Origin of the sequence: Kineococcus radiotolerans SRS30216 = ATCC BAA-149, assembly GCF_000017305.1 — a bacterium.
In the GTDB taxonomy this organism is placed as follows: Bacteria; Actinomycetota; Actinomycetes; order Actinomycetales; family Kineococcaceae; genus Kineococcus; species Kineococcus radiotolerans.
This window is the reverse complement of record NC_009664.2, coordinates 234,552-249,118: the sequence shown is the minus strand read 5'-3', so window position 1 is coordinate 249,118 and position 14,567 is coordinate 234,552. Positions and strand designations below refer to the sequence as shown.

The window sequence follows — 14,567 nt, the reverse complement described above, 5'->3', positions numbered from 1 at the left end:
GGAGAGTGGACGGGTGACCACCTCGCGCGCCGGCTCCCCGGAGCGGACCGGCGGCCCGCCGGCCCTCACCGCGTCGCAGGTGCAGCGGCAGACGACCTCCAGCCGGCTGCTCGTCGCCCACCCGTGGATCGCCCACGTGGCCCTCGTCGCCCTGGTCCTGCTGCTCGGGGCCGTCACCGCGGTGCTCGCCGCGGAGACGGTCCGGGGGGCCACAGCCCTCGGGCTGTTCGCACCGGGTTCCCCCGTCCACGACCGGGTCGTGCGGGCGTGGCTGGCCGGGGCGGCGCTGGGGGCGCTCGTGCTCCTGGCCCGCCACCGGTGGCCGCTGGCCGTCACCGCGGTGCTGACGGTGCTGGCGGTGCTCTCGCTCGCGCTGGGTCAGGTCCTCGGGGTGCTGGGGTTGTGCCTGGCCTGGGCGCTGCACGCGGTGGCCGTCCGGCGCAGCGGGCGCACCGCGTGGGCCACCGGCGCGTCGGTGCTGGTCGTCGTGACCGTCGCCGTGTGGTGGTGGCAGGACATCGGCCTGGCCGAGGTCCTGCTGTGGAGCGACGAGATCCCGCTCGGCGACGGCCCGCCGGCCTGGCCGCTGACCGGACCGGGGTTCTCCTCGGGGCGCCGGTCGTGGACGGTGATGCTGCTGCTCGCGCTGCTGGTGCTGGGCGGGGTGACCGGTGCGGGGGTGAGGGCCCGCCGCGTGCACGCCCACGACCTCGCCCTGCGGTACGCGGCGATGGCCCGCGAGCGCGACACCAGCGCGGCCCTGGCGCGCTCGGCCGAGCGTGCCCGGATCGCGCGGGAGATGCACGACATCGTCGCGCACAGCGTCTCGGTGATGGTGGCCCTCTCCGACGGCGCGGCCTCCGCCCTCGACCGCGCTCCGGAGGCCTCGCGCCAGGCCCTCGCCGAACTGTCGAGGACCGGCCGGGAAGCCCTCGAGGACATGCGCAGCGTCCTGGGGTCGCTGCGACCGGTCGAGGCCGGCGGTGTCGTGGAGGAGGGCGGGCCGGCGTCGCCGACGGCGCCGACGGAGACGGACCTGCACCGGGTCGTCGAGCGGTTCCGCGCCGCCGGGCTGCCCGTGACGACCAGCGGTCTGCAGACCCCGTTGCCGTTCGACACCGCGCTGCGCCTGGCCGTCGTGCGCATCGTCACCGAGGGGCTGACCAACGTGCTGCGGCACGCGCCGGGAACCCCGTCCGCCGGGGTCGCGCTGCGGTGCACCGACACCGCCGTCGAGGTCGAGATCGTCGACGCCGGCGGCACCCGCACCGGGAGCGACCGCGGAGCCCACCGCGGTCTCGTCGGCATGCGCGAACGCGCCGCGCTCCTCGGCGGTCACGTCGAGGCCGGCCCCGGGGAGGCGGGCGGCTGGCGGGTCCGGGTCGTGATGCCGACCGGCGGAGCGGACGGGGGGGACCGCGCGTGACGACCGTCCTGCTCGTGGACGACCAGGCCCTGCTGCGCATGGGTTTCCGCCTGGTCATCGAGTCCGAGCCTGACCTCGAGGTCGTCGGTGAGGCGTCCGACGGTGCCGTCGCGCTGGAGCAGGTCCGCGCGCTGGCCCCGGAGGTCGTCCTCATGGACATCCGGATGCCCGGGGTGGACGGCATCGAAGCCACCCGCCGCATCGCCGCCGAGCACCCGTCCTCGCGGGTGCTGGTGCTGACCACGTTCGACGTCGACGAGTACGCCTTCGCCGCCCTGCGGTCGGGGGCCAGCGGTTTCCTCGTCAAGAGCGCGAGACCCACCGAACTCGTCGACGCGATCCGGATCGTCGCCTCGGGCAGTTCCGTCGTGGCGCCCCGCGTCGTGCGGCGCATGCTCGACCTGTTCGCCCCGCAGTTCCCGACCACCGCGGGGGAAGCGCGCGACGACGGTCTGGACCACCGGTTGCGGTCGCTGACGCCGCGCGAGCTCGACGTCCTGCGCTGCCTCGCCGAGGGGTCCTCCAACGCCGAGATCGCCGAACGCCTCGTCCTGTCCCTGACCACGGTCAAGACGCACGTGGGGAACATCCTGGCCAAGCTGGGGCTGCGCGACCGGGTGCAGGCGGTCATCGCGGCCTACGAGTTCGGGCTCGTCGGGCCGGGAGAACGGAGAGGCGGGTCCACCTGACGTCGAGGGAACGAGGTGCGCGGTGGGGCCGGTGAGGACGCACCCACGTCGTCGCGGTCCTCGGTCGCTGCTCCGTGCCGGAGCGTTCCGACGGGAGGACCGAGGCCGCCCGCAGCCGGTACGTGGAGACCTCGTGGGCGGCTGGGACGGGCGCCCGGTGCACCCGGGAGGGCTGGGCGGCCGTCAGCGGGGCGGCACGCTCACCGCGGCGGGAGGCGGACGGGAACGGCGGAGGCGACGACCGCCCGGTTGCGGCCCGCGGCCTTGGCCGCGTAGACGGCTCCGTCGGCCGCTTCCACGAGGTCGCGCGGCTGCAGCTCGGCGCGGGGACGCACGGTCGCGATGCCGATGCTGATCGTCAGCCAGGGCACGACGAGCGAGGCCCGGTGCTCGATGGCGCAACGGCGCACCTCCTGTCGCATCCGCTGGGCCACGACGAGGGCTCCCGCCGGTCCCGTGGCGGGGAGGATCACGGCGAACTCCTCCCCGCCGAAACGCGCGGCGAGGTCGCCCTGCGCCAGCGCGGAGGCCTCCACCGCCCGGGCGACCGCCCTCAGGGCCGCGTCACCGCGCAGGTGCCCGTAGGTGTCGTTGTAGAGCTTGAAGCAGTCGACGTCGACGAACAGCAGGGACAGTTCGCCGCCGTCACCGAGGTGGTGCCCCCAGGCCCACGCCAGGTGCTCGTCGAAGGCGCTGCGGTTGGCGATGCCCGTCAGGCCGTCGCGGTGCAGGGATCGGCGCAGTTCGGCGTTGGCCGCCCGCAGGTCCGCCTCGGCGCGTTCGCGGACGTCGATCTCGCGGCGCAGCTGCTCGGTGCGGCGGCTGACGGTGGTCTCCAGCTCGCGGTGCCGGGCGATGGTGTCCAGCGCGAGGCTCACGTCCATCCGGAGGACCTCGGCGGTGTGCTGGAGCAGGGACTCCTGCTCGTAGAGGACGTAGCCGAGCTCGTGGCCGCGGACACCCAGCGGTTGCAGGAGCAACGTGCCGTGCTCCAGTTCGTGGCGGAGCCCGGCGGGCAGGAGGTCCGCGACGGGGAAGCGGGGTGCGTCCTCCGCCCCCGGGTGGGTTCCTCCGCCGGGGTGGACCAGTTCCAGGCGCCCGTCGCGTTCCCGGGGGCGCTCCTCCGACCCCGGTTCGTGGAGGACGACGAAGCACCGCGAGACCTGCAACCGCGGCAGCTTCGAACCCAGCTCGCGCAGGACGTCCTGCTCGCTGGTGCACGACATGAAGGCGCGGTTCATGTCCAGGGCGGCGTTCGTGGCGGCGGCCTGGCCGGCGGGAACCATGTCCAGGCGCGCTCCCGCCGGCACCGGGGCGGCGACGCGCGTGGCGCCGGACAGGGCGCGCGCGGTCGAGGAACGGCGCACCAGGGTGGTCTCCACGAGGACGTCGCGCGGTGGGGCCCCGTCCAGGAGTTCCAGCACCAGTTCCGCGGCCCGCCGGCCCTGGTGGTGCAGCTGCTGCGACACGGTGGTGAGGGTGCAGCGGGGGTGGAACATCTCGTCGTCGTCGAAGCCGGTCACGAGGACGTCGCCGGGGACGTCCAGACCGTGGTCGTGCAGGGCGTCCACCGCGGCCAGCGCCATCTCGTCGTTGAGGGCGATCACCGCGTCGAAGCGGTGCCCGGCGCGCACCAGCGCGGAGATCGCGTCGTACGTCACGTCGCGGGAGAAGCCCCCCTCGACCACCAGGGCCTCCTCCAGGAGCAGGCCCCGCTCGGCCAGGGCCTCGCGCACGGCCGCCTCGCGCTCCAGGGAGTCGACGTGGTGGCGCACACCGCGGACCAGGACGGTGCGCTGGGCGCCGCCCTCGTCCAGGACGTGGCGCACGAGGGCGGCCATGCCCGCGCGGTTGTCGGCGCGCACCGTGGGGCGCTGCCCCGAGGCGGTCCCCAGGGCCACCGCCGGCACGTGCGGGTGGGCGGTGAGCAGCTCGTCGAGGTCGTCGTGCGACTGCGCCTTCGACATCGGCAGCACGATCGCCGCACGCAGGTCGCCTCCGGCGACGATGTCCCGCAGCAGCCGGGAGACGCCGGGGGTGAAGTAGTCGTTGACGTGCACCAGCAGCGGGACGTCCCGGGCCTGCAGGACCTCGCGGATGCCGGGGATCAGGCGCAGGGAGTACGCGCCCAGGAAGTCGGCGACGACGACGACCGGCCCGCGGCCCGGACCTCGCTGGCTCCCCATGCACTGATTATCGGCACGAGGTGGACGACGTGGAGCGACGAGGCGGGGAGGGCGGCCGGGTCCGGCTCCAAAGCGCAGGTCCGGCGCGGGGCCGTTCGCCGGGCGGCCTCGGGCGCACGGAACCCGTCTTTGTCCCCCTGAGGGGTGACAAACGCCGTCGGCGCCCGTCAAGATCGGTGGCACGGGGTGGCACCACCGGGAACCGGTGGACGAGGGCGGGGGAGGCGACGTGCCGGCAGCGCCGCTGCACCTGCGCGAGGCGGAGCGGTTGGCCTCCCTGCGCAGCTACCAGGTCCTGGACACCGCCGCTGACGCGGCGCTGGACGCGCTCACCGCGGCCGCAGCGCGGGCGCTGGACGCCCCGGCCGCGGTGATCTGCCTGCTGGACCGGGATCGGCTGTGGTTCAAGTCCGTGGTGGGCTTGAGCGCCCTCGTCGGCTACGAGCACCACCAGGTCCCGCGGGAGCTGTCCTTCGCCGGCCACGTGGTCCCCGGGCAGGTGCTGGTGGTGCCCGACGCCACCGCCGACCCCCGCTTCGCCGGACTGCCGATGGTCACCGGTCCGGAGCACCTGCGCGCCTACGCCGGCGCCCCGGTCGTCGGCCGCGACGGGCTGCTGCTGGGCGCGCTGGGCGTCCTCGACCGCTCCCCGCGCGAGTTCGACGCCGACGCGGTGCAGCTCCTGCTCGACCTGGCGCCCACGGTGGCCGAGGTGCTGGAGCTGCGCCGCACCGACGCCGCCGCCGGGTTGAGCGGCCGCGAGGTGCTCACCGAGAGCCGCCGGCTCCGCGCGGGCATCGAGGCGGGGGAACTGGTGGTGCACTACCAACCGGTCGTGGACCTGACCACGGGACGCCGGGTCGGGGTCGAGGCGCTGGTCCGCTGGGACCACCCCGACCGCGGGTTGCTGCCGCCGGACGCGTTCATGCCGCTGGCCGAGGCCAGCGGCCTGGTCGTGCCGCTGGGCCGGCGGGTGCTCGTCCAGGCGTGCGCGCAGGTGGCCCGCTGGCGCCGGGAGGTCCCCGGGGCCGGGGACCTCCGGGTGGCCGTCAACGTCTCGGGTCGTCAGCTGAGCGAACCGGACGTGCACGAGGTCGTCGCCGAGGCGCTCACCCTCAGCGGTCTGCCGCCGCAGGCCCTGCTCGTGGAACTCACCGAGACGTGCCTGGCGGGGCCGGGGGTGGAGGTGGACATCACCCTGCAGCGCATCCGCTCGCTGGGGGTCCACCTGTCCCTGGACGACTTCGGCACCGGCTACGCCAGCTTCGCCTACCTGCAGCGGTTCCAGCCCGACACGGTCAAGATCGACCGCTGCTTCGTGGCGGCGCTGGGCCGCTCCGAACGCGACGACCTGCTGACGCGTTCGCTGGTCGAGCTGGCCCTGCGGCTGGGCTGCGACGTCGTGGCCGAGGGCGTCGAGCGCCGGGAGCAGGCCGTCGCCCTGACCCGCCTCGGGGTCCGCCACGCCCAGGGGCTCCTGTTCTCCGCAGCCCGCAGCGGCGGGGACCTGTACGAGCCCGTGCCTCCCGCGCTGACCTGAAACCCCGCCCGGGCCCGCCGCCTACTCCTCGCCCCGAGCGCCCAGCAGCCACGGGGTGTCCGCCTCCAGGGTCGTCACGGCCCGCCGGAAGTCCTCGGCCACCCCCTCGGCGACCAGGTCCACGGCGGGGCCGTACCCCTCGGCGGCCGCCCGCTCGAGGCCGTCGGCGTGCTGCAGGGCGCGCTCGCGGACGGCCCGCAGCACCTCCTCCGTGCTGCCCCGCCAGCCGTAGGCGTCCAGCAGCAGGCGCAGGCGGCGCGGGCGGTCGGTGCCGGGGGCGAAGCCGTCGCCGCGGGCGATGTCGGGGGCGGTCAGCGGCACCCAGGTCAGCGCCAGGAACGCCAGGTCCCGCAACGGCTCGGCGGGCCCGGCCAGGTCCCAGTCGACGAAGCCCACGAGGTGCCCGTCCTCGGGGCCGGAGGCCGTGGGGGCCGGGCGCCAGACGGCGTTGTAGGGGGCGGCGTCGTGGTGGCCGACGACCTCCCCGGCCCGCAGCTCGTCGTGGTCGCCGAACCAGTGCGCGTCCGGGGGTGGGGTAAAGGAGCGCGAGGCCCGGTGGAAGTCGCGCATCCACTCCCCGGCCGCGACCAGCGCCGCCTCGCCGTGCGCCCACGCGGGCCAGGGCCGGCGGTCCCCGACGGTCTCGCCGTCGAGGTGGGTGAGCACCTCGCGGCCCTGCTCGTCGATCCCGAGCACCTCGGGGGCGCGGGTGAAGCCGACGGCGCGCAGGTGGCGCAGCAGGGCGTGGACGCCCGCGGTGTGCTCCCCGGTGCGCCGGCGCACCGTGGACCCGGCTCGGGTGGCGCCGTCGTTGCGGCCGCCGGCCATGCGCTCTTCCGCGTCCCGTTCACCCACGACGGCGAACGTAGCGCCGCCGGCCGTCGTCGCGGGTCGCACCCCGTTCCACCTCCGGCAGGCTGCTCGTGAGACGAGGGTCCGCGCGGGGCGCTTCCCGGTCCGGTCCGGTCCGCGCTGGAAGCACGCGAAGGCACCGCGGTGGCGGCAGAGGGCGGCCGCGGTGGTGGTCGGACCGTCCACGGTGCGGGCGAGGCGGTTCACACGGGCTCCGGTTCGCGACGGCCGGTTCGACGTGACGGGGAACCGTGCGACGCGCTGCAGCGGAACGGTGTCGAGGTGGGGGGTGCGGGGACGGTCGGGCCGCGTGAGCGGTCGCCGTGCGGCCCGGTGGGACCCGTCCGCTGCGGCAGACGCCGCGGGCGCGTCGCCCCCGCCGGCCCGCGGCGCCGTTCAGGTGGGTTTCGCGGCGGGGAACCCGGCGCTCCCCGCGGGGGGAGTTCGCCGTGCGCTCAGGGGCGCCAGCCACCGCTCGTAGGCGGTGAACGTCGCGGTGGCGACGTCGGAGATCTCGTCGACGGCGTCGTCGTCGACGGCGTTCAGCGCGGCCGTGGTGTCCTTCCACCGCCGCCCGGACCCTTCGCGCCCGGTCAGCGAGGTGCACGCCCGCGGCGGTACCCCGGCGGCCACCGCCGCCCGGGCGATGAGCCGGCCGCCGAGGGTGGACCCGTCGAGGACGTAGCAGACGCCCAGGGCCGCGGCGCGGGTCGTGGGGACCGGCACGTCGGGGCACTCGGCCAGGGCGGCGAGCTCGGCGTCGTCGACGCCCAGTTCGCGCAGGTCCGCCCGGGCGAGGTCGGCGCGGGCGCGCTCGCGCACGTCCAGCGCACCGGGGTCGGCGGCGGCCCAGGCGGCCAGCCCGCGTTCCAGCGGCGCGAGCAGCCCCCACGTCAGCGACAGCCACTGCCGGTGCACGTCGAGGGTCCAGGGGCGCTGCAGGACGTCCAGGCCGGCGTCGAGGCGCTCGTGGGCAGCCGCCGTGGCGGCCCGCACCCGCTCCAGCGCGCCCGGGCCGCCCGGTCCCGCTCCCCGCCGCACGTCGTTCCCGTCCACCGTTCTCCCACCGTTTGCCGGCGCCCCCGTCGGGCGCCGGTCCGTTCCCGTGCTGCCGTCCGCCGCCGGATCCGGCGGCGCGGTGCGGTTCACCCCTCGGTGCGGGCCGCCGGCTCCGCGGCGGGGTGCGCCGGCCGGACGAGGACCAGGGTGGTGTCGTCGCCGGCGTCACCGGGCACGGCGGTCAGCAGCCGGTCCGCCACCGCCGCCATCCCCCCTCGGGACCGGGGGAGCAGGTCCGCGGCCGCGCGGGTGGCCGTCTCCGCGAGCACGCCGGTGGTCTCCTCCAGACCGGCGTCGCGTCGTTCCACCAGGCCGTCGGTGTACATCAGCAGCACCGCGCCCGGCGGCAGGGGAGCCCGGACGCTCTCGCTGACCAGACCGGCGGTGGGGCCGAAACCCAGGCCGAGCATCGGACGCGACGGCACGTGGACGACGCTGGTGCCGGCGGCGTCGACGAGCAGGGGCGGGAGGTGCCCGGCGCTGGCCAGTTCGATCGTCGCCGCCCCGTCGTCGACGCGGGGACCGGGATCGCGGCCGGGATCGACGCCGCCGCCGTCGGCGTGGTCGCCGGCGGGGTGGACCACGGCGATGAGGGCGGTGGCGGTGTGGTTGCCCAGCAGGGTGCTCACCAGGGTGTCGAGCCGGTCCAGCGCGGAGGCGGGGGAGTGCCCCTCCAGCAGGTAGGCGCGCAGCGCCGTGCGCAGCTGCGCCATCGCGGCCGCCGCGTGCACGCCGTGCCCGGCCACGTCACCGACGACGATGGCCACCCGCCCCGCCTCCAGCGGCAGCACGTCCCACCAGTCCCCGCCGAGCTGGCTGCCCTCGGCGGGGCGGTAGCGGGCCAGGACCTCCACGCCGGGCACGTGCGGTGCCTCGTCGAGCACGACGGCCCGCTGCAGGGACTCGGCGATGGCGATCTGGCCGCGGGAGCGCCCCAGCATGATCCCGGTGACCTGGGTGCGGAGCCGGTCCGCGGTGGCGGCGTGCCACGAACGCCAGGTGGTGCTGCGACCGCGCACGACCTCGCTCCACTTCTCGAAGCTCTTGCGGGGGCTGATGCGCACCTCCAGGCCCTCGACCCGGGTGATCTCGGCGTGGTGCGGATCCCCGCTCCAGTCCAGGAGGCGGGGCCGTTCCGGACGCAGCCACAGCAGCCACCCGGTGCCGTCGATCCCCACCCGCAGCGCCCCGGCCGCGGTCTGGGCGACCTCCGCCAGGCCCGGGTCCAGGGTGGGCAGGTGGTCGGTGAAGGTGGGAGCGCCGTCGGCGCGGGCCAGCAGCGCGGCGATGCGGCGCAACTGCGCCGACGGCGGCACCTGCCCGCTGGTGAGCAGTTCGTGCCCCGTCCACAGCGCCGCGCCCCCGGCGTCGAGCAGCTGCAGCAGGCGGGGTTCCTCGATGAGGGTGGTCAGCGGTTCGCGGCCGCTGGCTGAGACGGCGGCGGTGATGTCGGAGAGGAGTTCCTGCGCGGCTAGGGCCCCGTCGCGCTCCTGGGAGCGGGCCCGTTCCCCGATGAGCTGGGAGGCGGTCTGGCTCAGGAACTCCGCCGCCGACTGGGCGTCGTAGCCCGGCCGGTGGGCGCCGGAGTAGTGGTGGCAGGCGACCAGCCCCCACAGGCGTCCCTCGACGATGAGGGAGATGGACATGGACGCCCCCACGCCCATGTTCTTCAGGTACTCGACGTGGATGGGCGAGACGCTGCGCAGCACCGAGTGCGACAGGTCCAGCGGCGCGCCGGTGCCGGGGTCGAGGAGGGGGTGCAGGGGGGAGGGGACGTAGTCGACGTCGGCGATCAGCCGCATCCAGTTCAGCGTGTACAGCCGGCGCGCCTGGGCGGGGATGTCGGAGGCGGGGTAGTGCAGGCCCAGGAAGGTGTCGAGGTCCTCGCGGCGGTCCTCGGCGATGACCTCGCCGTTCCACTGCGCGTCGAAGCGGTAGGCCATCACCCGGTCGAAACCGGTCAGGACCCGGACCTCGCGCACCAGGCGCTCGCACAACCCCTCGATCCCGCGGGTTCCCGCCAGGCGGGCGATGGCGCCGCGGGTGGCGCGGTAGCTCACCGGAGCCGTGTGCGGCGGGGAGGGTTCGATCTCCACCACGAGCCGCTCACCGGAGACGTGCAGCACCACGTCGGCTTCCACCGCGTCGGCGCCGGCCGAACCCCCGGGCCCCGGCAGGCGCGCGTGCAGGACCTCGTCCAGGTTGTCCAGCAGGTCGGCGCCCCGCACCCGCTCGGTGAGGTCGGCACCGAGCAGGTCGGCCAGGGAACTGCTCAGGACCTCCGGCAGCGGTCGCCCGAAGAACCCCGCGGCGTTCGCGGAGGCCACCACCACCCGGTGGTCGCCCCGCTCCACGGCCAGCAGCACCCCGTGCGGCTGGATCGCGCCGGGGATGTGGATCGGCTCCCGTTCGCACGTGGTCAGGTCGACCGCCCCGTACCCGGGGGTGAACGACCCCGGCTGCATCGACGCACCCGTGGCCATCAGACCCCCCGGTGCGCGAGCGCGGGGGTCCAGGTGGTGACCTGGCCGGACGACGAACGGGTGGGACTGGTGATGATCTGCTCTTCTCCTGGGTAGCAGGTGGGTGACCGGCGATCACCCTCCACGAGGTTAACCCGCGGGCCCGGCGCCTGCGCTGCGGGCCGGAGGGGCGCGCGCGCCCGGGCCGGTCGCGGCAGACTGTCCCGGTGCTCAGCGATGCGTACCTGCGGACGCTGGCCCGGGAGCTGGTGGGGGTGGCCGGCGTCGAGGCCGTCGCGCTCGGCGGCAGCCGGGCCCGGGGTGATCACACCCCGGCCTCCGACGTCGACCTCGGGCTGTACTACCGCCCGCCGCTGGACGTGGCCGCGCTGGGCGCCCTGGCCCGCCGGGTCGCCGGCGACGAGGCGCGGGTGACGCCGGTCGGGCAGTGGGGGCCGTGGGTCGACGGCGGCGGCTGGTTGACCATCGACGGCACGGCCGTGGACTGGATCTACCGGGACCTGGACCGCGTCCAGCGCAGTTGGCAGGAGGCGCGCGGGGGCAGGTTCGCCTGGCACTTCCAGGTCGGGCACCCGCTGGGTTTCCCGAGTTTCGCCTACGCCGGGGAAGCGGCCCTGGCCGTCGTCCTGGCCGACACCACCGGGGAGTTGACCGCCCTGCACGTGGCTGCCGGCACCTACCCCGCACCGCTGCGCGACGCGGTCGTCGACGCGCTCGCGGAAGCGGAGTTCATCGTCGGAGGTGCCCGCAAGGCCGCACCGCGCGGCGACGGCGCCTACGTGGCCGGTTGCCTGTTCCGCGCGGTCATGCTGTGCGCCCACGCCCTGCACGCCCGCGCCGGACGCTGGGTGGTGAACGAGAAGGGCCTGGTCGCGGCCACCGGGCGACTGCCGGGAGCGCCCGAGGCGTTCGGTGAGGAGGTCGACTCGATCTTCGCGGCCGTCGGCGGTGGGCCGGGCGGGCTCACGATCGCGCTGGACGCCGCCGGACGGCTCGTCGAGCAGACCCGGCGCTGCTGCTCGGGTGGCTGAACGCCGCTGCGGGTCCCCGGCGGCGTGACCGTGGGTGTCGACGGGGACCTCGGAGCGGTCGAGGTCGAGGAGCGCCGCGTTGACCGGGGTTCCGGTGGCCGCCGAGGTGCCCAGCGCCGGGTCCAGCTCGTGCTTGACAGGTGTTAGTGACTCACACCAAGGTGGGCGACGTCCGGCGGGTCTCAGGAGGAGTGCGGCGTGGTGCGTGGATGGATCCGGCGGATCCGCGAGAGCGGTGTCACCGTGGACGCCGACCCGGTGGCGGTCCTGCTGCCGGAACCCCTGCGCGCTGAGGTGTCCGCGGCGCGCGGACGCGACGGGGAGGTCGCCGCCGTGCGGTTGCTGCGCCGGCGCACTGGCCTGGACCTCCTCAGCGCTGTGCGCGCCGTGCGCTCCCTGGAGGTCTGACCGAGCGTCGCAGCCGCGCGGCGGGGGTCTGCTCGCCCGACCGGGCCGGTCGCCGCCCACCCCGCAGGCCGTCGGCGACGAGCAGGAGGACCCCACCCGTGGAACAGCCCGAACCGTCCCTCCGCCGGCAGCGGGTGGCCGAGCGGCGCGCCGCCATCCGGACCACCGCTCTGCACCTCTTCGAGCGCCACGGCTTCGCCCGGGTGACCGTGGAGGAGATCGCCCGGCAGGCGGGGGTCTCGCACCAGACGGTGTTCCGCCACTTCGCCACCAAGGAGGACCTGGTCCTCTCCCTGGCCGACACCGCGAACGACCGGTTCGTCGAACGCGTCGCCGAGCTCGGCGCGAGCGCCCCGGTGTTCCAGACCCTCGCGACGGCGCTCACCGACGCGTTGACCGAGACGCTCGGCCAGGCCGACGGCACGCAGATCCGCATCGTGCAGGAGCAGGTGGCGGCCGTGGACTCGATCCGCGCCCGCGCCGTCCTGCGCGAGGGCGAACGGCAGGCCGAACTGGTCGAGCTCCTCGTCGCCCGGGAGGACTTCGGGCCCGCCCGCCGCGACGAGGCGGTGCTCGTCGTGGCGGTCTTCGGCGCCGCCTCCGTCGTCGCCCAGCAGCGCTGGCGCGCCGCCGGTGCGCGCACCGACGACCTCGCGCAGGCCTACGTCGACGTGCTGACCGAGCTGCCCGTGGTGCTGCGCCGGGCCATGCCGGGTCCCGTCCGCCCGTGGGGCCCGCCCCGGCCCTGACGTCGTGGTGGAGGGACGCCGGTCGACCGGGGCGTGCACCTCGGTGACCACGCGGAAACCAGGGTGTCCCTGGAGCGGACTGCTCACGCGAACTGGATGAGCGCACTACGCGGTGTGACCGTGACGTCCGTCCACAGGGCGTGGAAGCCGTTGCAGGGCAACGTTCCCGAGGTGGGAGAGCCGGTTCTGGTGGGAGCGGCGCGCGAGCGCTTCGAGTTGCGGTCACCCCCGACGGCGGCAGCATCGTCGGCGAGCCCCGGCCGCGGCGACGGCCCACGGACGTCCTCGTGGGTGCTGCGGCGACCGGGGAACGATCGACGACCCCGCCGCACCCGCCGCGGGGAGACGCAACGGAAGGACACGTGATGGCTCGCGACTTCACCCCCGAAAGCCTCGTCGGCGCCACCGTCACCGGCACCGACGGCGACAGGATCGGCAAGGTCGACGAGGTCTTCCTGGACAACCGGAGCGGGCAGCCGGAGTGGGTGTCGGTCAAGACCGGCCTGTTCGGCTCCAACGTCTCCCTCCTGCCCCTGGCCCAGGCCAGCCTGGCCGGGGACACCGTGACCGTGCCCTTCGACAAGGCCACGGTGAAGGACGCCCCGCACCACGACCCGGGTCGTGAGCTCAGCGCCGCCGACGAGGACGACCTGTACCGCTACTACGGGGTGAGCGGCACGTCGTCCGAGACCTCGACGGGAACCCGCGTCGACCTCGCCGACGACAGCGCGACGACCGGCACCACCACGACCACCACCACCACGACCGGCACGACGACCGGCACGACGACCGGCACGACGACCGGCACGACGACCGGCACGACGAGCGCCACCACGAGAGGCGGCGCGGGCCACGACACCTCCGGGCCCGACACCGACGACGCGATGACCCGGTCCAAGGAGGAGCTCCACGTGGGCACCGCGTCCCGCATCGCCGGCCGCGCGCGCCTGCGGAAGTACATCACCAGCGAGACCGTGTCCCGCGAGGTCCCCGTGACCCACGAGGAGGTGACCCTGACGCGCGAGCCCATCACCGAGGCCAACCGCGACGCGGCCCTCTCGGGTGGGGACCTGACCGAGGAGGAGCACGAGGTCGTGCTCACCGAGGAGCACGCGGTGGCGGCGAAGCAGACCGTCCCGGTCGAGCGCGTCCAGGTCGGCAAGAAGGTCGTCGAGGGTACCGAGACCGTCCACGCCCAGGTCCACGAGGAGCACATCGACCTCGATTCCGACGCCCCCGCAGCGGATCTGGGCGACCAGCGCCGCTGAGACCACCGGGGCCCGCGGCGCGACCGGGTGGCGTGACGACCTGACCGTCACCCGATCGTGCCGCGGACCCGCCTGCGGGTGCTCGCCGGTGCGGGCGCGCACGGGGCGCGTCGCTCAGGTGCCCCGAGTCCACCGTCCGCGGCTCACCGGGTGTCGGTGGCCCGCAGGTAGCGCAGGACGGCGGAGACCCGCCGGTCCGCCTCGTCGCTCGGCGCGAGGTCGAGCTTGGCGAAGATGCTGCGGATGTGCTTGTGCACCGCGCCCTCGGTGACGACGAGCCGGCCGGCGATCGCGGTGTTCCCCAGGCCCTCGGCCATCAGCTCCAGCACCTTCCGCTCCCGGGCGGACAGCCGCTCCAGGCCGGTGTCGGGGCGGGTCGCGGTCAGCAGTTGCGCGACGACGTCCGGGTCGACCGCGGTCCCGCCGGCGGCGACCCGGTGCAGGGCCTCGAGGAACTCCTCCACGTGCCCGACGCGCTCCTTGAGCAGGTAACCCACCTTGCGGGCGCCGCCGGTGAGCAGTTCGGTGGCGAAGGCCTGTTCGACGTGGGCCGACAGCACCAGCACGGCCAGCTCCGGTTGACGTCGTCGTGCCTCCACCGCGGCGCGGATCCCCTCGTCGGTGTGCGTGGGGGGCATCCGCACGTCGACGATCGCCACGTCGGGCCGGTGCTCGTCGACGGCGGCGAGCAGACCCTCGGCGTCGGCGGCGGTGGCGAGCACGTCCAGGCCCTCGGCGCGCAGCAGCGAGCCCAGTCCCTCGCGCAGCAGGGCGTCGTCCTCGCCGATCACGATCCGCACGGCGACCGCACCTCCAGGCTCCTCGCGTCCTCGACCGGGCGGACCACCGCCGGCCGCCCCTGCTCGCCGCCAGCCT

The 14,567-nt window shown here is 75.4% G+C and carries 12 protein-coding genes; 7 read left to right on the top strand and 5 right to left on the bottom strand.

What is annotated here, in order from left to right; translation table 11 throughout:
• Positions 1 to 13 precede the first annotated feature (13 nt).
• Complete coding sequence (locus KRAD_RS01165) at positions 14 to 1,426, top strand: sensor histidine kinase (protein WP_011981395.1); 1,413 nt, start codon at positions 14 to 16, stop codon at positions 1,424 to 1,426.
• Positions 1,423 to 2,115, top strand: coding sequence for a response regulator transcription factor (locus KRAD_RS01160; protein ID WP_011981394.1), 693 nt, complete (start codon positions 1,423 to 1,425; stop codon positions 2,113 to 2,115). Before KRAD_RS01165 ends, KRAD_RS01160 begins: the two co-directional genes overlap by 4 nt.
• 200 nt (positions 2,116 to 2,315) lie before the next feature.
• Here the strand turns inward: KRAD_RS01160 and KRAD_RS23815 are convergent, their stop codons facing one another.
• On the bottom strand, positions 2,316 to 4,301 hold the full coding sequence (locus KRAD_RS23815) for a diguanylate cyclase domain-containing protein (RefSeq protein WP_011981393.1): 1,986 nt from the start codon (positions 4,299 to 4,301) through the stop codon (positions 2,316 to 2,318).
• 229 nt (positions 4,302 to 4,530) lie between these two features.
• Between KRAD_RS23815 and KRAD_RS23810 the strand changes: the two genes are divergently transcribed.
• Positions 4,531 to 5,841, top strand: coding sequence for a sensor domain-containing phosphodiesterase (locus KRAD_RS23810; protein WP_049821030.1), 1,311 nt, complete (start codon positions 4,531 to 4,533; stop codon positions 5,839 to 5,841).
• A 21-nt stretch (positions 5,842 to 5,862) separates the two neighbouring features.
• On the opposite strand, the gene KRAD_RS01145 is transcribed toward KRAD_RS23810, so the two are convergent.
• The 3 genes from KRAD_RS01145 to KRAD_RS01135 form a co-directional block, all read right to left on the bottom strand.
• Entirely contained in the window at positions 5,863 to 6,696 is an 834-nt protein-coding gene (locus tag KRAD_RS01145; protein ID WP_203417470.1) for a phosphotransferase, read from the bottom strand.
• Between the two features lie 393 nt (positions 6,697 to 7,089).
• Complete coding sequence (locus tag KRAD_RS01140; RefSeq protein ID WP_011981390.1) at positions 7,090 to 7,749, bottom strand: biliverdin-producing heme oxygenase; 660 nt, start codon at positions 7,747 to 7,749, stop codon at positions 7,090 to 7,092.
• Positions 7,750 to 7,838: 89 nt separating this feature from the next.
• Entirely contained in the window at positions 7,839 to 10,235 is a 2,397-nt protein-coding gene (locus KRAD_RS01135; protein WP_011981389.1) for a SpoIIE family protein phosphatase, read from the bottom strand.
• A gap of 206 nt (positions 10,236 to 10,441) precedes the next feature.
• Between KRAD_RS01135 and KRAD_RS01130 the strand changes: the two genes are divergently transcribed.
• The 4 genes from KRAD_RS01130 (at position 10,442) to KRAD_RS01115 (ending at position 13,691) form a co-directional block, all read left to right on the top strand.
• Positions 10,442 to 11,266: a nucleotidyltransferase family protein gene (locus KRAD_RS01130; protein WP_011981388.1), complete on the top strand. Its 825-nt coding sequence runs from the start codon at positions 10,442 to 10,444 to the stop codon at positions 11,264 to 11,266.
• A gap of 198 nt (positions 11,267 to 11,464) precedes the next feature.
• Complete coding sequence (locus tag KRAD_RS01125) at positions 11,465 to 11,674, top strand: hypothetical protein (RefSeq protein ID WP_011981387.1); 210 nt, start codon at positions 11,465 to 11,467, stop codon at positions 11,672 to 11,674.
• Positions 11,675 to 11,772: 98 nt separating this feature from the next.
• Positions 11,773 to 12,423, top strand: a complete 651-nt coding sequence (locus KRAD_RS26365) for a TetR/AcrR family transcriptional regulator (protein ID WP_011981386.1) — start codon at positions 11,773 to 11,775, stop codon at positions 12,421 to 12,423.
• 365 nt (positions 12,424 to 12,788) lie between these two features.
• The gene (locus KRAD_RS01115; RefSeq protein ID WP_011981384.1) at positions 12,789 to 13,691 is read left to right on the top strand and encodes a DUF2382 domain-containing protein; all 903 of its coding nucleotides are present in this window, start codon (positions 12,789 to 12,791) and stop codon (positions 13,689 to 13,691) included.
• A 143-nt stretch (positions 13,692 to 13,834) separates the two neighbouring features.
• On the opposite strand, the gene KRAD_RS01110 is transcribed toward KRAD_RS01115, so the two are convergent.
• Positions 13,835 to 14,491 (bottom strand): response regulator transcription factor, encoded by a 657-nt coding sequence (locus tag KRAD_RS01110; protein WP_011981383.1) that lies wholly within the window; start codon positions 14,489 to 14,491, stop codon positions 13,835 to 13,837.
• Positions 14,492 to 14,567 lie beyond the last annotated feature (76 nt).

Excerpts from the sequence above, each read along its gene's own strand:
- KRAD_RS23815 (WP_011981393.1), bottom strand. The coding sequence starts at position 4,301 with ATGGGGAGCCAGCGAGGTCCGGGCCGCGGGCCGGTCGTCGTCGTCGCC.
- KRAD_RS01135 (WP_011981389.1), bottom strand. The coding sequence starts at position 10,235 with ATGGCCACGGGTGCGTCGATGCAGCCGGGGTCGTTCACCCCCGGGTAC.
- KRAD_RS01115 (WP_011981384.1), top strand. The coding sequence starts at position 12,789 with ATGGCTCGCGACTTCACCCCCGAAAGCCTCGTCGGCGCCACCGTCACC.